Raw genomic sequence first — 249 nt, forward strand, 5'->3', positions numbered from 1 at the left:
AAGTCGGCCAGCTCCGCCTCTTCCTTTTCCCGTGCGACGTGTGAGTAGTGCTCCTGCCATGCAGTCTCTTCAGTGCGATCATGCATGTGGTAAGGGTTCATAATTCCTCCTGTAAAAGGGCGTAAAATCTCCGGCGCTTTACTGGTAGCAAACTACGATGGGTTATTGAGTTTCAGTGAACAGCCTCGCTGTAACTGAAAATTTCTTCACTGTTCATGACGGGAATACCGGCCTTTTTCTCCGCGAACA

Annotated in this window: 1 protein-coding gene; it reads right to left on the bottom strand. The window is 49.4% G+C overall.

All coding sequences use genetic code 11. From position 1 onward, the window contains the following. On the bottom strand, positions 1-101 hold a 101-nt coding region (locus AACV31_RS20390), incomplete at its 3' end, for a host-nuclease inhibitor Gam family protein (RefSeq protein WP_304505152.1). Between the last annotated feature and the right edge of the window lie 148 nt (positions 102-249).

It is taken from the genome of Cronobacter sp. EKM101R, from assembly GCF_963888145.1.
In the GTDB taxonomy this organism is placed as follows: Bacteria; Pseudomonadota; Gammaproteobacteria; order Enterobacterales; family Enterobacteriaceae; genus Cronobacter; species Cronobacter turicensis.